This is a genomic window from Streptomyces bullii (assembly GCF_042657145.1).
Lineage (GTDB): Bacteria > Actinomycetota > Actinomycetes > Streptomycetales > Streptomycetaceae > Streptomyces > Streptomyces bullii.
Genome location: NZ_JBHSNY010000005.1, coordinates 642130 through 656690 on the forward strand (window position 1 = coordinate 642130; position 14561 = coordinate 656690).

10 protein-coding genes and 1 riboswitch are annotated in these 14561 nt (G+C 72.5%); of the genes, 5 read left to right on the plus strand and 5 right to left on the minus strand.

Annotated elements, in window-relative coordinates; all coding sequences use genetic code 11:
- Window positions 1-15 precede the first annotated feature (15 nt).
- Entirely contained in the window at window positions 16-1671 is a 1656-nt protein-coding gene (locus ACFPZJ_RS17470) for a DUF5691 domain-containing protein (protein WP_381022098.1), read from the plus strand.
- Window positions 1672-2261: 590 nt separating this feature from the next.
- On the opposite strand, the gene ACFPZJ_RS17475 is transcribed toward ACFPZJ_RS17470, so the two are convergent.
- Window positions 2262-2678: a cobalamin B12-binding domain-containing protein gene (locus tag ACFPZJ_RS17475; RefSeq protein ID WP_381022100.1), complete on the minus strand. Its 417-nt coding sequence runs from the start codon at window positions 2676-2678 to the stop codon at window positions 2262-2264.
- Window positions 2679-3313: 635 nt separating this feature from the next.
- Between ACFPZJ_RS17475 and ACFPZJ_RS17480 the strand changes: the two genes are divergently transcribed.
- Together ACFPZJ_RS17480 and ACFPZJ_RS17485 are read left to right on the plus strand one after the other, a co-directional pair.
- The gene (locus ACFPZJ_RS17480; protein ID WP_381022101.1) at window positions 3314-4174 is read left to right on the plus strand and encodes an esterase/lipase family protein; all 861 of its coding nucleotides are present in this window, start codon (window positions 3314-3316) and stop codon (window positions 4172-4174) included.
- A gap of 270 nt (window positions 4175-4444) precedes the next feature.
- The gene (locus ACFPZJ_RS17485) at window positions 4445-5959 is read left to right on the plus strand and encodes a M23 family metallopeptidase (RefSeq protein WP_381022102.1); all 1515 of its coding nucleotides are present in this window, start codon (window positions 4445-4447) and stop codon (window positions 5957-5959) included.
- A 70-nt stretch (window positions 5960-6029) separates the two neighbouring features.
- Here the strand turns inward: ACFPZJ_RS17485 and pcrA are convergent, their stop codons facing one another.
- A complete protein-coding gene (gene pcrA / locus ACFPZJ_RS17490; RefSeq protein WP_381022104.1) occupies window positions 6030-8507 on the minus strand; it encodes a DNA helicase PcrA in 2478 nt (825 codons plus the stop codon).
- Between the two features lie 335 nt (window positions 8508-8842).
- Window positions 8843-9015, plus strand: a riboswitch (cyclic di-AMP (ydaO/yuaA leader).
- 8 nt (window positions 9016-9023) lie between these two features.
- On the opposite strand from pcrA, the gene ACFPZJ_RS17495 reads away from it, so the two are divergent.
- Window positions 9024-10199 carry a C40 family peptidase gene (locus ACFPZJ_RS17495; RefSeq protein ID WP_381022106.1) on the plus strand — a complete coding sequence of 392 codons (1176 nt, stop codon included), beginning with the start codon at window positions 9024-9026 and terminating at the stop codon, window positions 10197-10199.
- Window positions 10200-10284: 85 nt separating this feature from the next.
- Here ACFPZJ_RS17495 and ACFPZJ_RS17500 read toward each other — a convergent pair whose 3' ends face one another.
- Window positions 10285-10638, minus strand: coding sequence for a hypothetical protein (locus ACFPZJ_RS17500; protein ID WP_381022108.1), 354 nt, complete (start codon window positions 10636-10638; stop codon window positions 10285-10287).
- Window positions 10639-11097: 459 nt separating this feature from the next.
- Here ACFPZJ_RS17500 and ACFPZJ_RS17505 point away from each other — a divergent pair, with 459 nt between their 5' ends.
- The gene (locus tag ACFPZJ_RS17505) at window positions 11098-12165 is read left to right on the plus strand and encodes a C40 family peptidase (protein ID WP_381022110.1); all 1068 of its coding nucleotides are present in this window, start codon (window positions 11098-11100) and stop codon (window positions 12163-12165) included.
- Between the two features lie 55 nt (window positions 12166-12220).
- On the opposite strand, the gene ACFPZJ_RS17510 is transcribed toward ACFPZJ_RS17505, so the two are convergent.
- A complete protein-coding gene (locus ACFPZJ_RS17510) occupies window positions 12221-12964 on the minus strand; it encodes a LuxR C-terminal-related transcriptional regulator (RefSeq protein WP_381022112.1) in 744 nt (247 codons plus the stop codon).
- Window positions 12961-14253: an ATP-binding protein gene (locus ACFPZJ_RS17515; protein ID WP_381022114.1), complete on the minus strand. Its 1293-nt coding sequence runs from the start codon at window positions 14251-14253 to the stop codon at window positions 12961-12963. Before ACFPZJ_RS17515 ends, ACFPZJ_RS17510 begins: the two co-directional genes overlap by 4 nt.
- Window positions 14254-14561: the final 308 nt, after the last annotated feature.

The following is a 14561-nucleotide window of genomic DNA, read 5'->3' on the forward strand; positions in this document are numbered from 1 at the left end:
ACGGAAAGGAAGATCATGACCAGGACTGCCGCTCCTGTGCACCCGCACCCGTCCGTCGCGGGCGCCTGGGAGGGACTCGTCACCGCCGCACTGCTGGGGACGGCTCGGCGCACCCCGCCGGGTTGCCCGCCGGGCCCGGAGGCACCGGTGGCCCTGCTGGACGCGGCAGCCGTGGAGACCGTACGGCGCCGGGCCGGGCTGCGGCCCGCGCGGGCGGCTGAGCCTCCGCGACCGGCTCCAACGGACCCGCGCCCGCCGCTGCCGCCCGCCGCCGCCCGCAGGCTGGTGATGCTGCTGGCCGACCGCCCCGGCACGGCCGGCGGCCGCCGTGGCACCGCACCGGACCTGATGGAGCTGCTGCCCCAGTGGCTCGCGGCGGCCAACGCACGCGGCTACGCGCCACCTCCAAAGGCACTGCCCGCGCTGCTGGACGCGGCCCGGGGGCGCACGGACCTGCGTCCGGCGGCGCTGGAGTTCGCGGGGCCGCGGGCGATGTGGCTGGCCCGGTTCAACCCGGACTGGCGGTTCGCTCTGCGCTCGACCCCGGGCGGAGGCGCCGCACTGCCGCACCTCGACGACACGGACAGGATCCTGCAGTTGTGGCAGGAGGGCCTGTTCGCCGAGCGGGTCGGCCTGCTCGCCGCCCTGCGCTCCCGTGACCCGGCAGCCGCGCGCGATCTGCTCACCACCACCTGGGCGACGGAACGGGCCGAGGACCGGCTGATGTTCCTCGACTCGCTGCGCACGGGCCTGGCACCGGACGACGAGCCGTTCCTGGAACAGGCCCTGGCCGACCGCAGCCGCAACGTACGGGCGACGGCGGCAGAGTTGCTGTCGGCCCTGCCCGGTTCGGCGCTCGCCGCGCGGATGGCGGTCCGGGCCGGGGCGTGCGTGGCCGTCGACCGTACGCGCGACCTCCCGACGCTCGTCGTGGAGGCTCCGCACGAGTGTGACGCGGCGATGGAGCGGGACGGTGTCGTGGCCACGGCTCCTGCGGGGCGGGGCGAACGGTCCTGGTGGTTCGGCCAGTTGGTGGAGGCGGCACCGCTCGGCACCTGGCCGCGACGGCTCGGCGGCCGTACACCGGAGGAGATCGTGGCCCTGCCGGTGGCGGACGACTGGCAGGGCGAACTGCACGCGGCGTGGTGCCGGGCGGCGGTGCGGCAGCGGAACGCCGAGTGGTCCCGGGCGCTGCTCGGCGAGCCGTCGGCACCCGAGGCCGGCGGTCCGGGGGCGGTGTCCCTGGCGGAACGCGCCAAGCTGCTCGGCACGCTGAGCGACTCCGAACGGGCCGAGTGGGTGGCCGGATTCATCGCCGCGCACGGCTTGTCGGAGGCCTTCCAACTGCTCGGGGTGTGCGCGGTGCCGTGGGCGGCGCCGCTCGGGCGGGCAGTGGTCGACGCGCTGAACATCGCGCGGGACGCGGGGAGTTATCCATGGAGCTTCAGCGGAGTCATGGGCCTGGCCGAACGCTGCCTCGACCCCTCGGAGGCGAACCGCCTCGACGGCCTGCTGGCCGTGCCGGACGAGCAGGAGGACGCGTCGCCGGGGGCCGGAGGGTACTGGTCCGAGGCCTTCCAGCGTCTGGTCACGACGTTGCGGCTGCGGGCGGCGATGCTCGAGGAGCTGGAAGCGCCCTCACCCGCGACCGCGCACACGCCCGTGGTCTGAGGGCATCCGGCGCCCGCCGGGGCACGATGCACGCACGGCGGGCGCACCACGACGCGCCGCCCGCCGCCGACCCACGGGAGCGGGCCGCGACGGCCCGGCGCGACCGACCGCCCGACCGGCCCACACACGACCACTCCACACACCCGGCCCTCACAGGACCTACAGCTCGATGGACCGCCCGACCGGCCGTCACACGACCGGCCCTCACACGACCAACAACTCGACCGCCCCTCACGCGACCACCCGCTCGACCGGTCCTCACACGACCACCCGCTCGACCGGCCCGCAGAAGGCCCACCGCGGCAACGGGCAGTAGGGCCGCCCGGAGCACCGCTGCAGGCGGCAGCCGGCCCCTCCGCGCCACGGGGCTCCGGCCGCTCAACGCGTCCGGGGGCGCCACGCCTCCTCCACGGGAGGCCTACGCCCCACACTCCGGAACGCCCCCGGGCACCGTCGCGCACCACCCTCGGCGCAGCACGGACACCCGTCGGCGCACACAAGCACCCGCCCACACCGCGACCGGCGCCCCACAGGCACCCGTCGGCACGGCCTTCGGCGCCCCACAGGCGCCCGCCCGCGCCGCGGGAGACCTACGCCTCGGCCGGCTGACGTACGTTCGCCCGTACCCAGTCCACGATCGACGCGGTCGTCGCGCCCGGCGTGAAGATCTCCGCGACGCCCTTCTCCTTCAGCAGCGGGATGTCCGCCTCGGGAATGATCCCGCCGCCGAAGACCAGGATGTCCTCCGCGTCGCGCTCCTTGAGCAGATCGATCACCGCCGCGAAGAGCGTGTTGTGCGCGCCGGAGAGGATGGACAGGCCGATCGCGTCGGCGTCCTCCTGGATCGCGGTGTCGACGATCTGCTCGGGAGTCTGGTGGAGCCCGGTGTAGATGACCTCCATACCGGCATCGCGCAGCGCCCGCGCGATCACCTTCGCCCCGCGATCGTGGCCGTCGAGCCCCGGCTTGGCCACCACCACGCGGATCGGACCGGCTGCCACACCCATCACTGCCTCCATGAAGCGACTACATCCATCCGTACCGACAAGTACCGCACACATCGCTCATGCCGTACACGTCGCGCACTTCGCACAGCTCGTACACATCGCATGTACCGCACATTCCGCCGCCCACTGCCCCGGGTGCGCCACCACGGCACGGACACCCCGCGCCGCACCGGCCCGGGAAGTGAACGAACGTTATCGCCAGCATCCCGCAACCGGCAGTTTCGCGGTGCATACCGAGGGGGAAATCACACGGTGGGACACGTTCGCCGCGCACCGTTCCGAGCTTTCGCGGCCCGCGCGCCGCATGCTTCCGCGGCACACGGGCCGCAGCGGAACGACGCGCCAGGGGAGCCGCAACGAGGTCGCCGTACCGCCGCGCCAGCCACCGCGCACCGCGGCGGCACGGCGCTTCGGCGAGGGCACGCAGAGCACGCAGGGCAGGCAAGGCAGGACAGCGGGGAGCCTCGTCGCCGCACCGAGAGGGGGTCTCGTCGCGTCACCGGCGCCCCATGCGCCACACGCCGCACCGGCCTCACGCCTCTCACGCGGGCACCGTCGACCACCCTCGTCGCGGTTGCCCATGAGGGCACACGGGGGACAGAGCCGTCCTCCCACGTGCCGACAGGAGGTCGGCCATGAAGGTCACCGGAGCAGCCCTGCCCTTTCTTCCGCTCTGTCAGCGTCTCCTGCCGAGTCGGCTGGCGGGACTCTCCGTGGCTCTGCTGAAGGCCACCGCCCTGGAGATCGCCATTCTCGCCGGGCACCTCCTGCTCTATCCGTCCGGCATCACCCAGGAGCGCCGGGCCGCCGCGCGCCCCGCCCCGGACGGCGCCGCCCAGCTGCCGACGGAGGCCAAGCCCCCGGTCGTCCTGCTGCACGGCTTCATCGACAACCGCTCGGTCTTCGTGCTGCTGCGCCGCAGCCTCGCCCAGCACGGCAGGAACCGCGTCGAGTCCCTCAACTACTCGCCGCTGACCTGCGACATACGCGTCGCGGCCGAACTGCTCGGCCGGCACATAGAGCAGATCTGTGAGCGCACGGGCAGCGACCGGGTCGACGTCGTCGGGCACAGCCTCGGCGGCCTGATCGCGCGGTACTACGTGCAGCGGCTCGGCGGTGACACCCGCGTACGGACGCTCGTGACGCTCGGCACCCCGCATTCCGGTACGCGGGTGGTTCCGCTGGCGAACGCCCACCCGATCGTGCGCCAGATGCGCCCCGGCTCTCCGGTGATCGAGGAACTGTCCCGGCCCGCGCCCGGCTGCCGCACCCACTTCGTCAGCTTCTGGAGCGATCTGGACCACATCATGGACCCGCTGGAGACGGCCTGCATCGACCACCCGGACCTGAAGGCGCAGAACGTGCGGGTGACCGGAATCGGCCATCTCGCGCTGCCCGTGCACCCCACCGTCGCGGCGGGCATACGGCAGGTCCTGGACACGGCGCGCCCGGGAGAGCCGACCGCCGACCACGCCGGCGGCCTCACCGTGGCGTGACCCGCGCCCCGAACATGGCCCCGGCGGCCCAGGACGACCACAGAGACAACAACGGCCCGGCACAACCCACTTGCCGCCCCAGGACCCCCATTCGCCTCGAACGGTTTTCGAACACAGGGCCAAGCCCGCGCCCGCAGTCCGCCGAAACACGGCCGAATGCCCGTTTCCTGCGCGCGCGAAACCTGCCGAAGATTGTCGTGCCCGCGTACCGCCGGGTACAGTCGCCGCACTGCTCTGGCAGCCCCTGTTGTCGAGGCGAAAGAGAAGTTGGTGAACGACCGTCACCCGTCGGGGACCATGACCACCCCGGCTCAGGCTTCCGACGCCGCCTCGGCGCACTACGCGTCGTACGGCACGCAGGAAGCCCCGTACGGGGACTTCACCACCTACGGCGGCTACGGCGCCACTGGTTTTGAGACCGGCGGTCCCGCCACGGCGTCCTTCGACGCGGACCCCCTCTTCGGCAGCCTCCCCGGCGACGGCACGGGCGGGTACGACACCGCCCACTGGGCCACCGGCACCCATCAGCCCCCGCACCACGACGCGTACGCGGCGCACCACGCCACCTACGACACCGGTGCCTACGACGCCACGTCCTGGACGGGCGAGCACGAGCACCTCTCGGTCATTCCGGCGCAGGCCCCGCCCGCCGACGCCACCGGCCAGTGGGACGCGAGCGCCTGGCTCCACCCCGACCAGTCGGGCAACCCGGCCGACCACACCCAGCAGTGGGAATGGGGCACGCAGGCCTTCGACACCGGCGCGTACGACGCCACGCAGTGGAACTCCGACGGCGGCGACACCCCCGCACCCCACGACGCCTACGAGCCGCACGCCCAAACCTTCGACCAGCAGGCGACGGCCACCTTCGAGCACCTCCAGGACCCGCGGGAAACGGCCACCTTCGAGCAGGCCGACTACGACGAGCAGACCCAGGACGGCGGCGAGTTCACGGCCACCGGCGAGCTGCCCACCGTCGCCCCGCTCCTCGACGACCAGGAGGAGACCGCCCCGGCCCCGTCCTCCCGCGCGGCTGCCCGCGGCGCGTCCCGTTCGCGCCGCCGTACGCCGCCCAAGCGCTCCGCCCTGCTGACCGTCGCGGTGCCGTCGGCCTGCGTGATGGGGGTCGCCGGGATCGCCGCCGCCTCGGTCGGCACCCTGACCGACGACGGCAAGGAGACGGCGGCCGCCGCGTCGGACGCGCAGCCGGTGAAACCGTCCACCGTCAACAGCAAGTTGGACACCCAGCTCCAGGTCCTCGCAGCCGGCGCCGACGACTTCGCCGACCGGGCCAGCCGCACCCAGGAGCGCATCGACCTCAAGGCCCAGCAGGAGGCCGAGCGGAAGCGGGCGGCGGAGGAGGCGGCCCGCAAGGAGCGGCTGCGTCCGAAGTTCGCCGTCCCGGTCGCCCGGCACGGACTGAGCGCCTACTACGGCCAGTCGGGCGTCAACTGGATGTCTCTCCACACCGGCATCGACTTCCCGGTCTCCTACGGCACGACCGTGATGGCCGCGACCGACGGAGTCGTCCGCACGCAGTACAACAGCGCGTACGGCAACATGATGATCGTGACCGCGAAGGACGGCACGGAGACGTGGTACTGCCACCTCTCCAGCTACATCGTCCCCTCCGGTACGGCGGTCAAGGCCGGCCAGCCCATCGCCAACTCCGGGAACTCCGGCAACTCGACCGGCCCCCACCTCCACTTCGAGGTACGCCCGGCCGGCGGCTCGGCGATCGACCCGCTCGCCTGGCTGCGCAGCCACGGTCTCGACCCGACGTAACGTCGCGGCAAGCCCCGGCAGGCCCCCGCGCCTGTCGAGCGGGGGCTCACTTCACAAAGCCGCGGCTCCCCTACAGCTTCTCGACCGGCGCGTACCGCAGCAGCAGCCGCTTCGGCTTGGCGTCCCCGAAGTCGATCGTCGCCTCGGCGTTGGCGCCCGTGCCCTTCACCGCGACCACGGTGCCGAGCCCGAACTGGTCGTGCGTGACCCGGTCCCCGACCGCCAGCGACACCACCGGCTTCTCCGACGCCCTGCGCGTGGCGAAGCCGGACGCGCCCTGCGCCGACGAGCGCGAGCGGGACGACGACAGCGAGGCCGCCACTCCCGAGGCGGGCCCGGAGGGCGCGGGAATGCTGGCCCCCGTGCGCTTCCAGTTCAGGTACGCCGCCGGGATCTCCTCCAGGAACCGCGAGGGCGGGTTGTACGACGGCTGCCCCCACGCGCTGCGCAACGTGGACCGCGTGAGATACAGCCGCTCGCGGGCGCGTGTGATGCCGACGTACGCCAGGCGCCGCTCCTCCTCGAGCTCCTTGGTCTGGCCGAGGGCGCGCATGTGCGGGAAGACGCCGTCCTCCATGCCGGTCAGGAAGACGACCGGGAACTCCAGGCCCTTGGCGGTGTGCAGCGTCATCAGCGTGATGACGCCGTCGCCCTCCTCGTCGGGGATCTCGTCCGAGTCGGCGACCAGGGCGACCTGCTCCAGGAACTCGGCCAGGGTGCCCGGGTTGTCCTCGCCGCGGGCCTGCTCGAACTCCAGGGCCACGGCGGCCAGTTCCTGAAGGTTCTCGATCCGGGTCTCGTCCTGCGGGTCGGTGGAGGCCTGCAACTCGGCGAGGTAGCCGGTGCGTTCCAGCACCGCCTCCAGGATGGTCGCCGGGCCCGCGCCGGACTCGACGATGGTGCGCAGCTCCTCCATCAGCGTGTTGAACCGCTTCACGGCGTTCGCCGAGCGGGCCGCCATGCCGTACGCCTCGTCGACGCGGCGCAGCGCCTGCGGGAAGCTGATCTTCTCGCGCTGGGCGAGGGCGTCGATCATGGCCTCCGCGCGGTCGCCGATGCCCCGCTTGGGCACGTTGAGGATGCGGCGCAGCGGCACCGAGTCCTCCGGGTTGGCGAGCACCCGCAGGTAGGCCAGGACGTCCCGGACCTCCTTGCGCTCGTAGAAGCGGACGCCGCCGACGACCTTGTAGGGCAGGCCGACGCGGATGAAGACCTCTTCGAAGACACGGGACTGGGCGTTGGTGCGGTAGAAGACGGCGACGTCGCCTGCCTTCGCCTCGCCCGCGTCCGTGAGGCGGTCTATCTCGTCGGCGACGAACTGCGCCTCGTCGTGCTCGGTGTCGGCGACGTAGCCGGTGATCAGGGAGCCCGCGCCCGCGTTGGTCCACAGGTTCTTGGGACGGCGGGACTCGTTGCGCTCGATGACCGCGTTGGCCGCGCTCAGGATGGTCTGGGTGGAGCGGTAGTTCTGCTCCAGCAGGATCGTCGTCGCGTCCGGGTAGTCCTCCTCGAACTGGAGGATGTTGCGGATCGTCGCGCCGCGGAAGGCGTAGATCGACTGGTCGGCGTCGCCCACGACGCACAGTTCGGCGGGCGGCAGGTCGTCCTCGCTGGGCGGTACGTCGACGGGGTGCTCGGAGGTACCGACGAGCTCGCGTACGAGGGCGTACTGGGCGTGGTTGGTGTCCTGGTACTCGTCGACGAGCACGTGGCGGAAGCGGCGGCGGTAGTGCTCGGCGACGTCCGGGAAGGCGCGCAGCAGGTTGACCGTCGTCATGATCAGGTCGTCGAAGTCGAGGGCGTTCGCCTCGCGCAGCCGCGACTGGTACAGGGCGTAGGCCTGGGCGAGGGTCTTCTCGAAGCCGTCGGTGGCCTGGGCGGCGAAGTCCTCCTCGTCGATCAGCTCGTTCTTCAGGTTGCTGATCTTGGCGCTGAAGGACTTCGGCGGGAAGCGCTTGGGGTCGAGGTCCAGGTCGCGGCAGACCAGCGCCATCAGGCGCTTGGAGTCGGCGGCGTCGTAGATCGAGAACGACGAGGTGAAGCCGAGCTTCTTGCTCTCCCGCCGCAGGATGCGCACGCACGCGCTGTGGAAGGTCATGACCCACATGGCGTTCGCGCGCGGGCCGACGAGCTGCTCGACGCGCTCCTTCATCTCGCCCGCGGCCTTGTTCGTGAAGGTGATCGCGAGGATCTGGCCCGGGTGGACGTGCCGCTCGGCCAGCAGGTAGGCGATGCGGTGCGTGAGCACGCGGGTCTTGCCGGAACCGGCGCCGGCCACGATGAGCAGCGGGGAGCCGGAGTGCACGACGGCGGCGCGCTGGTTGTCGTTGAGCCCCTCCAGGAGCGCGGCGGAGTCCACCACCGGGCGGGCGGCACCGTCCCGGTAGTGCGCGTCCCGGTCCGGCGGCACGTCGAACTTCCCGCCGAACAGATCGTCCGGGATCGGCTCCGGTACGTGATCGTCCTCGGGCGGAGGCGGGGGTTCTGCCCCGTGGCCCCGCGGGGCCTGGAGGTCCGCCAGGAAGCTGTCGTCAAAGAGGCTGCTCATCGCTCTCCGAGTCTAGGGCGCCGCACCGACAGCCCGCCGCCACCCTGGGAACTCGGGGCCGCACCTCCCGCCCGGCCCCTCACCGGCCGGGAGATCCCCGTCACCCACGGTCACCCGGCGGGCCGACCCCGGGGCCGGTGCCCGGCACCCCGGGCCGCCCGCACGCAGGTCCCGGCCGGGCGCACACCGCACCGAGGCGACCACGATCCGTGACCATCAAGGCAGGGTCACGAAAATGTATCGGGCATATCACCCATCAACCTTCACACAAGCCACACGAGTTGGCTACCGTGCGGTCGGGCCGCACGACCCCCACCGGCGAACGTCGCCGGGCCGCGCGGCCTCCGCCGAGTCCGGTGTGCCGCCGTTGCACCTGGAGCCGGGGACCCAACCGAGACGTTTGGGGTGAATCGGCCCGCCTCCCTTCGGGGACCGGCCGTAGGGCAAACCTTCCGAAGCACCCGCCCGAACCCGACAGCTAACCCGGTAGGCGGAACACGGAAGGAGTCGCCTCCCTTGGCGTCGCACCGCAAGTCGCGTCCTGCCGGTACGCGCGTAGCAGGCATACGCACCCCCGCCCTGGCCACCGCCGCCCTCACCTCGGTGGCCCTGCTGTCCCAGACGGCCGACGCCACCCCCTCGGCCGACGACAAGCCGAGCCTGGAAGAGGTCGAGAAGAAGGTCGACGACCTCTACCGCCAGGCGGAGTCGGCGACCGAGAAGTACAACGCGGCCAAGGAGAGGACCGCGAAGCAGCGCAAGCGCGTCGGCACCCTCCTCGACGACGTGGCCCAGCGCACCGAGAAGCTCAACGAGGCGCGGCGGGAGCTGGGTTCCTTCGCCGCCGCCCAGTACCGGACCGGCGCCGGCGCCCCGGACACCGCGACGTTCCTGCTCGCCGACTCCCCGCAGGACTACTTCGACCAGACCCAGCTGATGAGCCGGCTGACCGGCCGTCAGAAGGACGCCGTCGACGACTACGTCGCGCAGCAGTCCGAGACGGTGAGGAAGCGTCAGGAGGCCGCCGAGAGCCTGGAGACGCTCACCGAGTCGCAGAGCGACTTGAAGACGGCCAAGGCCACCGTGCAGCGGAAGCTCGCCGAGGCGCGCGAGCTGCTGTCGAAGCTGACCGCCGAGGAGAAGGCACGGCTCGCGGCGATCGAGAAGGAGAAGCAGGAGGAGGCCGCCCGCGAGGCCGCCGAACTCGCCCGGCAGCAGGCGGAGCAGCAGGCCCGGGAGGCCGCCCAGCAGCAGGAGAGCGGCTCGTCGGGAACCTCCTCGCCCTCAGCCTCGCCGTCGGCGCCGTCCTCCCCCTCGACCGACTCCTCGTACGCCACCAAGGCCGAGAAGGCGCTCGCCTTCGCCCGCGCGCAGATCGGCAAGCCGTACGTGTGGGGCGCCACCGGCCCCGACTCCTACGACTGCTCCGGCCTGACCCAGGCCGCCTGGAAGGCCGCGGGCGTGGACCTGCCGCGCACCACCTACGACCAGGTCGACGCCGGCACGACGGTCCCCCTGTCCCAGGCCCAGCCGGGCGACCTCGTCTTCTTCTACGACGACATCACCCACGTCGGGCTCTACATCGGCAACGGCATGATGATCCACGCCCCCAAGCCCGGCACGTACGTCCGCGAGGAGTCGGTCTACTACGACGGCGAGTCGTCGATCCACAGCGTGGTGCGACCGGCCTGAGCCCCGGGCGGTGGCACCGGGAGGGACGGCGGGACCGGGGCCTGTCGCGGGGGCCTGTCGTCTGGAGCGGACAGGCCCCAGGCGGTCAGGTCCACAGCACGGCGATGAAGACGTTCGCCGTGGTCAGCAGGCCCACCAGGCCGAACAGCCGCTTGTCCGCCCTCTCCTCGTCCCGCTTCACGTAGACGAGCCCGAGGATCACGATCAGCAGCGCCAGCTTCACGCCGATCTTGATGTTGTCGACGGACTGGTCGTCGGCCTGGTTGAGACCGACCAGGATCACTCCGGTGACCAGCATCGTCAGCGCGCCGTGCAGCATCGCGGGACTGAAGCGGGCGGTGCCCTCGCCCATCGCCTTCATCTGCGTGAGGAAGCCGCCGAGGAGCGCGGCGATGCCGACGATGTGCAGGCCGACGAAGAGGTGGATGAGTACGTCCATGAGGCCGGAGCCTAATCACGGCCCCGTGCCCGGCCCGCACCGGCCCGGCACTCCCAGCGGGCGCATATATGCACCCCGTAGCACTCCGCCGCACTCGGCCGCCGGGCTTCCCGGACATCGGTCATCGCTCTGAGTGAAGTCGACGGCGCCAGGACGGGATCACGGTCGCACACGGTCACCTTTCGGTCCGCTCACGCCAGTTCCGCGCAAGCCGTCACCCGCCCCGCACGGCCCGGTTTAGCGTCCTCCACCAGGTGACCGGCTCCCCACCGCCGCCCGGGCCAGGGGCGGCAGTCGGCCACCACCGCCGAGAAGGTCCGGCGGCGGCCCGCTCCCCCCTGTGCGGGCCGTCGCCGGACGCGCGAACCGTCCACGACGGTCGTACGACCGCCCCGGACGGCCGCGCGTGGGACGGGCGGTCGTCGGACGGACGGTCGTCGGAAAGGACGTGGAGCCCAGGTGGCAGCGCACCGCAAGCCCAGACAGCGCTCGATGGGCGGGAGCACGACCCGCACGGCCGCCACGATCGCCCTGGCGGGCGCGGCGACCGCCACCGCCTTCGACGGGACCGGGCAGGCCGAGCCACAGCTGTCACCGGAACAGGTCAGGTCCCGGGTGGACACGCTGTACCAGGAGGCGGAGGCCGCCACCGAGAAGTACAACGGCGTCAAGGAGAAGGCCGACGCGGCCCGGCGGCGGGTGCAGCAGTTGCAGGGTGAAGCGGCCCGTCGGCAGGACCGGCTCAACTCGGCCCGGGAGGCCTTGGGTTCGGTCGCGAAGGCCCAGTACCGCAGCGGCGGCCTCGACCCCGCGCTGCAGCTCGCCCTGTCCGAGGATCCCGACCGTTACCTGGCGGGCGCCGAGTTCGTCGAACGGGCGGGCCACCGGCAGTCGGCGGCCGTCGCGCGCGTACGGGAACAGCTTCGTGAGATCGAGCAGTTGCGGGGAGCCGCGCACATCGAGCTGGCCTCGCTGACGTCGCGGCAGGCGGAGCTCAAGCGGCACAGGAAGACGATCACCGGGAAACTCGGTGCCGCCCGTCAGCTGCTGTCGCGGCTGACGGCCGAGGAACGCGCCCGGCTCGCCGGCCACACGCCCCAGGACCGCGCCTCACGGTCGTCGGCGGACGCGCGCGCCGGCTCCGCCGCCCCCGGGTCCGCCACGGCCCAGGCGCCCACCTCCCGTGCCGCGTCGGCCGTCTCGTACGCCTACCAGAAGATCGGCAGCCCCTACGTGTGGGGCGCGACCGGCCCCGACGCCTTCGACTGCTCGGGCCTGGTGCAGGCCGCGTACCGCTCCGCCGGCATCTCGCTGCCCCGCACGACGTACTCCCAGATCGACGCGGGCCGGCGCGTCAGCCGCTCCGAGCTCCGCCCTGGGGACCTGGTCTTCTTCTACTCCGGCATCAGCCACGTCGGCATCTACGTGGGCGACGGCCGCATGATCCACGCCCCGAACCCCTCGGCACCGGTACGGCTGGCCCCGATCGACGAGATGCCGTTCGCGGGAGCCACGCGCGTGGTGTGAGCCGGGCCCGGCGGTGCGCGGCCCCGCGCCGGTCCCGCCCTCGCACGCTCCGCCGTCAGACCAGGCGCCGGGCCGTCGCCCACCGGGTCAGCTCGTGCCGGTTCGACAGCTGAAGCTTGCGCAGCACCGCCGAGACGTGCGACTCGACCGTCTTCACGGAGATGAACAGCTGCTTGGCGATCTCCTTGTACGCGTACCCGCGGGCGATCAGCCGGAGCACCTCGCGCTCGCGCTGGGTGAGACGGTCCAGGTCCTCGTCGACCGGAGGGGCGTCGGTGGAGGCGAAGGCGTCCAGCACGAACCCGGCCAGGCGGGGCGAGAAGACCGCGTCGCCCTCCTGGACACGGAAAATGGAGTCGACGAGGTCCGTGCCGGTGATCGTCTTGGTCACGTACCCGCGCGCTCCGCCGCGGATCACGCCGATCACGTCCTCCGCCGCGTCCGAGACGGACAGCGCCAGGAAACGCACGGGCCGTTCGGTGTCGGCCATCAACGGGGCGCAGCGGCGCAGCACTTCGACACCGCCGCCGCCCGGGAGATGCACGTCGAGGAGGACCACCTCGGGCCGGGTCGCGGTGATGACCGTGACCGCCTGGTCGACGTCCGCGGCCTCCCCGACGACCTCGACGCCGGTCTGCTCGGTCTGGCCGATCTCGGCCTGGACACCCGTGCGGAACATCCGGTGGTCGTCGACGAGCACCACGCGCACGTGCCGCCGGACGGCGCCGCCGGACGGCTCCGCGGACTCGGCCGCCTCCGCCGGTCCCGCCGCACCGTTCGCCTCGGTCGGGTCGCTCATGACGTCTTCTCCGCCCTCTCCATCTCCAACTCGACCTCCGTGCCGCCGTCCGGCACCGCGCGCAGCCGCGCCGTGCCGCCGTTGCGCTCCATGCGGCCGATGATCGACTCTCTCACGCCCATGCGGTCGGCGGGTATCGCGTCGAGGTCGAAGCCGGGGCCCCGGTCGCGGACGGACACGAAGACCGTCCTGCCCTCGACTTCGGCGTAGACCTGTACGGCGCCGCCCTGGCCACCGTACTTGGCAGCGTTCACCATCGCCTCGCGTGCGGCCTGCATCTGTGCGCCGATCCTCTCGTCGAGGGGGCAGTCTCCGACGACGACCACCTCCAGGGGGACGCCGTGCTTGTCCTCGACCTCCGCGGCGTTGCGCCGCACCGCCTCGGCGAGCGTGGTGGGTTCCTCGGCCTCGTCCTTTCCGTTGCCCTCGGGCTTGTAGAGCCAGGTGCGCAGGTCGCGTTCCTGGGCGCGGGCCAGGCGGCGCACCTCGGCCGGGTTGTCCGCGTTGCGCTGGATCAGGGTCAGGGTGTGCAGCACCGAGTCGTGGACGTGGGCGGCGACCTCCGCGCGCTCCTGGGCGCGGATGCGCATCAGGCGCTCCTCGGACAGGTCCTGCGTCATGCGGACCAGGTAGGGGCCGGCCAGGAGCGTGATGCCGACCAGGACCGCGAGAGCGGCCTGCAGCACGGAGCCGAGGTGGGCGGCGGAGCCCTGCAGGACCACGATGCCGGTGACCCCGGCGGTCACCAGCAGCACACCGGCCACGGAGCGCAGCAGTGTCACCGTGCGCCGGTGGCGGCCGACCTCGGCCCAGCGGGCCCGGCGGGCGTTGTCCGCCTGGCGCCAGACCAGGGCGACGCCCGCGCCGACGAGGACGATCGGCCACAGGTACGCCCTGGCCGCGGAGCCGAGATCGACGTTGCCCACGAAGACCATGGCCACGACGACCATGAGGAGCAGGGCGACGATCTGGCCCTTGTCCGGTCTGCGCGCGACGAGTCTGCGCCGGCCGTCCGGCGCGGTCTCGTCGCTGAACAGGGACGGTGGTTTCTGCGCTTCGACGCCGCCGACACCGAGCGGTACGAAGAACCAGAACGCCGCGTACAGCAGTGCCCCGAGGCCGTCGGCCATGAACAGGCCGACGAAGGCGAGCCGTACCCAGACGACGGGCAGCCCGAGGTGGCCGGCGAGCCCCCGCGCCACGCCGCCGAGCCAGCGTCCGTCGCTGCTGCGGTAGAGCTTGCGCGGCGGCCGCGGTTCGGCGAGTGGCGGTGCTGCGGCTTCCGACATGCCATCGATGGTCACACGGCCGGAGGGCCCGGGCATCAGGGTCGTCCCCGGAGACACCCCTGATCTTCGACCGGCCGCCGCGTCGAACGCTTCCCCCGCGCCGCCTCAGGGCCGATATCAGGGTCCGGCCAGGGTCGTTCCGGCTGCCGCCGCGGCGGCCCGCCCGTCACCATGGACCCATGACAGATCACCACCACGCCGCGACGGGCCCGGGACCCGGCTCCGGCCCGCGCCCGTCCCCGGGCGCCGGACCGCGGGACGCCGCGCCCGCGGAGCCCGGCGGCGGCCCCGGCTCCGGCGGCACCCCG

Excerpts from the sequence above, each read along its gene's own strand:
- ACFPZJ_RS17500 (WP_381022108.1), bottom strand. The coding sequence starts at position 10,638 with ATGGACGTACTCATCCACCTCTTCGTCGGCCTGCACATCGTCGGCATC.
- pcrA (WP_381022104.1), bottom strand. The coding sequence starts at position 8,507 with ATGAGCAGCCTCTTTGACGACAGCTTCCTGGCGGACCTCCAGGCCCCG.
- ACFPZJ_RS17470 (WP_381022098.1), top strand. The coding sequence starts at position 16 with ATGACCAGGACTGCCGCTCCTGTGCACCCGCACCCGTCCGTCGCGGGC.
- ACFPZJ_RS17480 (WP_381022101.1), top strand. The coding sequence starts at position 3,314 with ATGAAGGTCACCGGAGCAGCCCTGCCCTTTCTTCCGCTCTGTCAGCGT.
- ACFPZJ_RS17510 (WP_381022112.1), bottom strand. The coding sequence starts at position 12,964 with ATGAGCGACCCGACCGAGGCGAACGGTGCGGCGGGACCGGCGGAGGCG.
- ACFPZJ_RS17475 (WP_381022100.1), bottom strand. The coding sequence starts at position 2,678 with ATGGGTGTGGCAGCCGGTCCGATCCGCGTGGTGGTGGCCAAGCCGGGG.
- ACFPZJ_RS17515 (WP_381022114.1), bottom strand. The coding sequence starts at position 14,253 with ATGTCGGAAGCCGCAGCACCGCCACTCGCCGAACCGCGGCCGCCGCGC.